The following is a 7,653-nucleotide window of genomic DNA, read 5'->3' as shown; positions in this document are numbered from 1 at the left end:
CATCACAAAATATATCCACTAAATTATTCATAAGCCCTCTGCGTGATTGGTTCCTTCTTGGTCGAAAGATCTGATCACGAAGAGGGCGATTAGTTCAATTTTTTATCCCGAGTTCAGGTTAATTAGAAGTACAGTGTTTCTTGCTTGGTGCCATCGATAAAGATGTCACATTTATCTGCAGTGCTCGATTTTGCCGATTGAATAATGCTAGCGACAACACCAAAGCTTCCACCCTGATCTCCGAGTACCGAACCGAAGTAACAATCGCCTTTAAATTTCATTTCTTTAAAGTTCGCATTAAGATGTTGAGTAGGTGTCATTGGCGGGAATCGACCCTGCATGATTGGGTCTCCATTAGCGGTCAGTAACAGTTTATTTTTTTCTTTATCGTACGATCCGCCAAGCACGAAAGTTTGGTCATTAACGACAACCGTTTTGTTTTGAGCCACGATTGGTGGTTTAGCGGCACAAGCGGTAAGTAGTACGCCTGCTGCTAGGGTAAAAAGTAGAGAAATTTTGCGCATTATTATTCCTTAGTATGCGTCGAGAGTCGTAAATCGGTCCCTCGTAGTAGTAAACTAGCCCTGTTTACAGATGCTATTGATGGTATCGAAACGAAGGATGTTGTGCTATTTACTAGCTGAACAATTTGCCAGCTGCACATAAGGTCAGTTAGCAAAATAGCTCTTTATTTCAACAAAATATCGATTCAATACCGTATAGCATGTCTTATTGTATCAACATATTTGTTAATGCCAAGTATAAAAAAGCCTGCTTAATTAGCAGGCTTTAAGGATAATCATTTAGCTTATGACAAGGTCACATAAAATCTCAGTTCAGTGACCACACCTTTAGGTGTCGTTGCTATCAGTGTGACTTGACTGGTGCCAGGTGTACCATTATTTTTCAAGGTAAATGAGGTTGATGTTCCTCCAACTGAACTCTTGTTCGGTACCGTATAGCCAGAGAACTGCAGTTCACCTTCGGTGCTAGCAACGGTTAATATTGTGCCCGATGGTAGTATTTGATTTGCACTATCAGATAGCACCACATCAAACTTTGCCGTTTCATCTAGTGCGATAGGCTGAATGTCAGTGGCGTAATTATTAATCAAGCTGCCATTTTGGCTAACCACGAAGTTAGCGCTAGAACCTGACATTGTTAATACTAATGCTTTACGGATATAAGTACTCATGGCATTGCTATCGCATAATGCACCTTGGCACTGTGGGCCATTAAACTTACCGTCAGCTAGTTGGTATGTGTTACTCGCTTGAATATTAAAGTATGGTTCACCAGAATCATGAGTGCGAGATTCGTTGTCATCTCTAAAGGCATCAGGCAAGTCAACAAAACCACCGTTATGGTAAGTTTCTACATCCATTCCGTTGCCACTACATGCTACTGACGTTGTACCGCTTAAGCAGCCGTTAACCACGCCACCATCAACATCGTCAAACACATTATTGCCATTGGTATCGAAGAACGTTTCGTGTCCTAACGCATAAGCCATAACGGTTATGCGGTGGTCGCTTACCCGTGGTGATGCTGACGTCCAAATTACAGAGCAACTGCCATTTGCAATAGTACATGATGGCTGTATTTGACCACCTTCGGCGGTAAAGTTGATGGTGGTGTCGTCTGGTGCAGGGTTCGCAAAACTATCAGAGGCATACGCTGTAATGGTAACTTGTTCGCCGTTATAGTCACCTGCTTCTGGGTTGGCATTTGAGCTTGAAATACTAAAACCAAGCTGTTGTGGCAAACCGGTATTGACGGTCAGCTGTTCTGATTGGCTAGTAATGGTTTGGTTAGTGTCGGCGTCTGTGGTTGATGCCATCACTCTTACTGGGGTAGGAATTGTACCCGCTTGCACGCGCACACTGACTAATCCCTGGGAATTGGTAATACTGTTGTCAGTCACTTCACCATTAGCAAATTTTAAACCACCAACACTGGTGTCTAAGCTGAAATTAACCGTTTGTTGTGCTGCCGGTTGGCCATTCGCACTGGTCACTAAAAAGGTCACTAACGATGATTCTGTTGAACCGGTGCCGCCAGAACCTTTGATGCGAATTTGGCTTGGGTCAGCTGACACAAAGCTCACGTTAGATAACGTTTGACGGGCTAACGTAAAAGGTAAGCTTGCGCTCAAACTACTGCCATTAACAGTTGCTGTTGCAAGGATGATGTCATTACGTTCGCTGTTGCCACTGCAACTGACATCTGAGAAGGTCGAGCTAGCCGAGCCTGATAAGCTGGTAACAGTCGTATCAAGTGTGGCATTGTCGTTAGTAGAACAGTCGGAGCTAAAACTGATGCTGGTTGGGCTTTGTAAGCGAGTCAATGTACCATCGGTGTTTTCGGTAACTAACGTAGCGGTAATCCCAAATGTACCACCGGCGCTAATGTTATAACTGCCATCAGTTGTTGCGACTAGCGTTGTCGCCAATTCACTTTCAACAAACTCACCATTAGCATTATACGAGCCCATCTTAACATTGCCATTGGTGGCAACATCGTCAGACGCTAACACTTCAAAAGCGCTGCTGCTGGTAAGAGTACTACCTTGATATTCGGTGGTAACAGTTAACAGGCTAGCGCCTAACTCTGCCTCGGAAGGCGTGTAGTTTAGTGTGGCAATACCTGAGGCTTTAGTCAGTGCGGTTGCTGGCGTTAACGAAGCACTACCAGCATTGAATGTCACAATTTGGTTAGCAATAGCTTGATTGTTACTGTCGGTAAGCAAGGCATTGAGTTGCACTGTTTTATCAATATTAAAGCGGGTAATTGGGCCAGTTGCATCACTTATCGAAACGGTAAATTTAATCGCTTCGACAGTAATACTGGTGTCATACTCTTTAAATTGATAATTGCGAGTTGCACTAATAGTATCTGCATCACTTGGAGAATAAGTTGCGCTAAGCGTGCCAGCGTCGGTGCTGCTTGATGTGACAACTGTTGTCGCAAGACCAGAATACAATGTCAACACCGTTGTAGGCGTTATTGCAGCATTGGTGGTGCTAAAAGTAATGAGCGCGCCACTGACGTTGGCATTACCTAACTTGAGGTGCGCAACGGCACAAAAGCTAGCATCAATATCAAAAATCAGTGAGTCAGTACTCGAATCACATTGGCCATTGACAACATTTTGATAGCTGACGGTAATACTAAAACTATCATTCGATGTGTCTGTATCGGTGCCGTCCGCGGCACCGTTACAACCGGTAAATAACAACACTGAAGTTAATAATAACAATAGTGTACGAGTCATCATTTTTAGCCGCATTAGCAATATCCTTATTCTATTAAACAGACTATTTTTAGATGGACCCTAGTCTTTAATTTCAGATCTTAAATACTTATATAACTCTTTAGACGATTTTGATTCTGGGCCTTTAGCCAGTTCTTTATTCGCTTGGCGGATCAGTTGACGCATTTTTTGACGATCAAGTTGAGGATGTAAATCCAGTAAAACTTGGACCTCATCATCGCCATTAGCTAACAAGCGTTCACGCATTTTTTCAAAAATCTGTATCTGAGCTGCTTCATTATTGTTTTTGTTCAACACTTTATCGAGTGCAGCTTCAATAGGTTCATGCTCAAATCCACGCATTAATTTACCAATGTATTGTAAATGGCGGCGATAGGCTTCAGTTTTTTGTTTGATCAGTTTTGTTTTTAGAATCGCATCATATAGAAATTCATCTAAACCCATTTTGTCTAATTGAGTTTTGCTCAGTGCCACTAAACGCATGCCAAGTGCTTGAGCATCCTCACTTTCTTTTTTAACGCCTGTTCTGCTGACATAGTTGTCATCATTATCATAGGGCTGCTGAAATAGCTCAGAATCGCCAACAATTTTCATAGTCATAAACCTCAAGTCAATATGCGTTAATGATAGCATTTATTTGGCCTAGAATATGCAGAATTTATTGATGATCAACGGCGATATAAATGCACGGTTATCAATCGCCAATTGAATTTGATATGCTAGCGTCAATTAGACTAATCAAAGAGTAAATTTGTGGCTTCTCATCCTTCTTCAGCGCCTAGCGCAACTGAACCAACACCTAGAATTGATTCTGAATTATCGGCGTTAAAAGACGCGGTATCTGTCGCATTAGAATATGCGAAAGAGTTAGGCACTTCGGCCGCTGAAGTGGCTATCAGTAAGCAGCAAGGTTTGTCGGTTTCAACCCGCGAAAAAGAAGTTGAAACCGTTGAGTTTAATAAAGACGGTGCGTTAGGCATTACCATTTACCGTGATGGTCGCAAAGGTAGCTCATCAACCTCTGACTTAAGCCCAGAGGCTATTCGCCAAGCGGTAAAAGCGGCTGATGGCATTGCAAAATACACTTCAGAAGATCCTTTCAGCGGCTTGGCTGATCCGGCCTTGATGGCGCAAGATATTCGCGATTTAGGATTATATCATCCACAAGATATCGATGCAGAAGAGCTCGCTCAGTTGGCTATTCGCGCTGAAGAAGCCAGTTTGTCGGTTGATAGTCGTATTCGTAATTCAGATGGTGCCAGTGCCAATGCGCATACTGCAGCTAGAGTTTATGGCAACAGCCATGGGTTTCTTAACGGCTATTGCAGCTCTCGCTACAGTTTAAGCTGTGTGGTGATAGGTGAAGAGTCTGATGGCAATATGCAGCGCGACTACGATTATACCGTTGCCCGTAAATATCATGATTTACTGTCACCTGAAGCGGTAGGTTTGCAAGCAGCAAACAAAACCTTAAGCCGTTTGGATGCCCGTAAAATTGCGACTGCAAAAATGCCAGTGTTGTTTGCTCCAGAAATTGCCACCGGCTTAATGGGGCATTTAATTGGCGCAATTAGTGGTAGCAGTATTTACCGTAAGTCGAGCTTCTTAATGGAAGCACTGAACACGCAAATATTCCCAGACTGGTTTAGTATTGAAGAGCAACCGCATTTAATTGGCGCCCTGGCCAGTGCGAATTACGACAGCGAAGGTGTCGCAACCCAAGACCGTCGTATTATTGATCGTGGCCAACTAGAAACTTACTTATTAACCAGTTATTCCGCTCGTAAATTATCGATGACCAACACTGGTCATGCTGGTGGTGTTTACAACTGGACCTTAAGCCATTCAAACCAAACCTTTGATGACTTGGTTAAAGCTATGAATACCGGTTTAATTGTGACGGAAGTGATGGGCCAAGGCGTTAATGGCGTTACCGGTGATTATTCTCGTGGCGCGGCAGGTTTTTATGTTGAAAATGGCGAAGTATTATATCCAGTAGAAGAGATTACCATCGCGGGCAATTTAAAAGACATGTTTATGGGAATACAAGGTGTAGGTAAAGATCGCGATTTACGTTCATCAATCCGTACTGGTGGTATTTTACTGAGCGAGATGAAAATCGCGGGTAATTAACCCCTTTTGCTGACAAATGCATTTATGGTTTAAATGCGAAACAATTAAAGCCTCTTATCAATTGATTAAGAGGCTTTTTTTTAGCTTTCTTTTGGCTCTTGACGCTTTATATCTTTACTTTACCTTTCTTGACAGTCGTTTACAGGTAAGGGTTGTCATAACTCTTGAAAATGTAACTAGATAGTTAATGGAGTAAATATGTTTAACAAAAAAATAAGTCGATTGATGATGGTGTCTGCAATGGGAGCCTTGTTACTAGGCTGCGGCTCAGACAGTGAAGAAAGCAGTAGTGATGTCGCTTATGTGCAGTTTTATAATGCATCACCGAATAGTACATCGACCTCGTTAGTATTGGATGACTATTCATATACGGCAGTTGATTTTGCTGATGCAATGCCGCGTTATGCTTATAGTACTGGAAGTACAGAACTGGATATTTATGGTCAAGACGAAGATAGTGAAACGGTAACCGTTTACAGTGACACCGTTAATTTGGCTGCAGATTCAAACCACTTGTTCGTACTTTATGGTGACTATCACGATCCTGAACTATTGGATATTAGCTATTCACGTGATGATATGGACGAGTTAAATGCCGACGATGACAATGACTACAGCAAAATGGAAGTGCTAGTGGCCAACGTAGCGACGGATAAAGGTGCTTTTGATACCTATATTTCTCTCGATACCCAAACCATTGATGAAGCGGTAATGCTAGGCAACGTGCCGTTTAACAGTTACACCAGTGAACAGATATTTGATACTGATGATTATATTGTCTATCTGACAGAAACGGGCACTAAAAACGTGCTCTACACGACAGGTAGTATGAGCTTAACTTCTGAAACTGCCTACAAGCTGGTTATTCGTAATAGTTTCGGAGCGGGTGATATTAACGTCACTATCGACAGCATTGACTCTACCACAACACCTGTGACTTACGCCGCGTTAGAAGCAACGGCCGATTACCGTGTGTTTAATGGTTTAGAAACTCAAAGTATTGATATTGATGTGGTCAGTAAGCAAGAAACACAATACTTGTATGGGATTTCACCCTTCACAGTAACGGCTTATCAATCTACATCGTTTAATGATTATGGGATCACTGCTAAAGATGCGACCAGTAAAACCAAGTTGTTCGATAACTTACTCGTGACGTTTAATCAAGATGAAGTGAAGTCTTTACTGATTTACCAACAAGAAGACAGTTCTGTCAAAGGTATGGTGATCGAGCAAGACTTACGACCTCGTGCTTTTGAGTATAAAGTAGATGTGGTGAATTTGTCTTACGATTATGATGACTTAACCGTGTATTTCGTTCGCTCGTCGGAAACGATTGAAACCGCCGAATACACCTTAACGGATTTAGATTTTGTCGAACAACTCAGCCTAACACTGCCTGAAGATGATTATGAAATTAACATTGTTTACGAAGCGGATAATGGCACCCAAACGTTAGTTTATCAGTCAGATTCAATCAGTTTTGATGGCGACAGTAACTATACTTTCGTGCTGACTCCAGACAGTACAAGTACTTTGGGTCATAGACTTACGTCACTACAGTAATGTGTAGTTGAGTTAGGAGTGAGTTAAACCACCGCTTATACAGCATAAAAAAAGCCGATATCATCGATATCGGCTTTTTATTTAGCGCTTACATGCAAATGAACATACAAGCGAATAGATTAGTTAACCTGAGGCTAATTAGTACGGTATCGACTAAGAATTTTACCCAAATCAGCTGATGCTTTTGCTAGGTCTTTAACACCACTTGAAGATTGTTGCGATAAGCCTCTAATAATATTTGATTTCTGTCTTATGTCAGTCAGCTCTTTTGCAATGTCATTGGCCACTGCACTTTGTTCTTCTGACGATGTAGAAATTTGGAAGCTCATGTCCATAATTGAATTTGCTGATTCAGAAATGGCATTAATATCGGTTCCAATATTAGTGATTAAATCGCTACTGGTTTGTGCTTGCTTGACGGTATCTCGAGTAATACTGTCAATATTAAGCGTTTCACTTTGCAGTAATTCAATCATTTTATGAATTTCAACTGTTGCAGCTTGAGTACGACCGGCAAGCGTTCTTACTTCGTCGGCAACCACCGCAAAACCACGACCCATTTCACCAGCTCGTGCCGCTTCAATAGCAGCGTTTAATGCCAATAAATTGGTTTGATCTGAAATAGCATTAATGGTGGTGATCACTTCATTAATATTGGTGGCATTAATTTTTAGGGTATT

At 41.9% G+C, this 7,653-nt stretch carries 6 protein-coding genes; 2 read left to right on the top strand and 4 right to left on the bottom strand.

Annotated features, from left to right (window positions below; translation table 11 throughout):
* Positions 1–122: 122 nt before the first annotated feature.
* The 3 genes from H5202_RS16015 to yjgA form a co-directional block, all read right to left on the bottom strand.
* Positions 123–524 (bottom strand): hypothetical protein, encoded by a 402-nt coding sequence (locus H5202_RS16015; RefSeq protein ID WP_182772959.1) that lies wholly within the window; start codon positions 522–524, stop codon positions 123–125.
* A gap of 284 nt (positions 525–808) precedes the next feature.
* Positions 809–3,289, bottom strand: coding sequence for an Ig-like domain-containing protein (locus H5202_RS16010; RefSeq protein WP_182772958.1), 2,481 nt, complete (start codon positions 3,287–3,289; stop codon positions 809–811).
* Between the two features lie 45 nt (positions 3,290–3,334).
* A complete protein-coding gene (gene yjgA, locus H5202_RS16005; protein ID WP_011639137.1) occupies positions 3,335–3,868 on the bottom strand; it encodes a ribosome biogenesis factor YjgA in 534 nt (177 codons plus the stop codon).
* Between the two features lie 159 nt (positions 3,869–4,027).
* Here yjgA and pmbA point away from each other — a divergent pair, with 159 nt between their 5' ends.
* Together pmbA and H5202_RS15995 are read left to right on the top strand one after the other, a co-directional pair.
* Positions 4,028–5,407 (top strand): metalloprotease PmbA, encoded by a 1,380-nt coding sequence (gene pmbA, locus H5202_RS16000; protein ID WP_182772957.1) that lies wholly within the window; start codon positions 4,028–4,030, stop codon positions 5,405–5,407.
* A gap of 198 nt (positions 5,408–5,605) precedes the next feature.
* On the top strand, positions 5,606–6,973 hold the full coding sequence (locus H5202_RS15995; RefSeq protein ID WP_182772956.1) for a hypothetical protein: 1,368 nt from the start codon (positions 5,606–5,608) through the stop codon (positions 6,971–6,973).
* 134 nt (positions 6,974–7,107) lie between these two features.
* Here the strand turns inward: H5202_RS15995 and H5202_RS15990 are convergent.
* A partial coding sequence (locus H5202_RS15990; protein WP_259397345.1) for a methyl-accepting chemotaxis protein occupies positions 7,108–7,653 on the bottom strand: 546 nt, incomplete at its 5' end.

Source organism: Shewanella sp. SG41-4, assembly GCF_014164505.1.
GTDB lineage: Bacteria > Pseudomonadota > Gammaproteobacteria > Enterobacterales > Shewanellaceae > Shewanella.
Note: the sequence above shows the minus strand (reverse complement) of the source record. Positions and strands in the feature narration are given on the sequence as shown.

Excerpts from the sequence above, each read along its gene's own strand:
- H5202_RS16015 (WP_182772959.1), bottom strand. The coding sequence starts at position 524 with ATGCGCAAAATTTCTCTACTTTTTACCCTAGCAGCAGGCGTACTACTT.
- H5202_RS16010 (WP_182772958.1), bottom strand. The coding sequence starts at position 3,289 with ATGCGGCTAAAAATGATGACTCGTACACTATTGTTATTATTAACTTCA.
- yjgA (WP_011639137.1), bottom strand. The coding sequence starts at position 3,868 with ATGAAAATTGTTGGCGATTCTGAGCTATTTCAGCAGCCCTATGATAAT.
- H5202_RS15995 (WP_182772956.1), top strand. The coding sequence starts at position 5,606 with ATGTTTAACAAAAAAATAAGTCGATTGATGATGGTGTCTGCAATGGGA.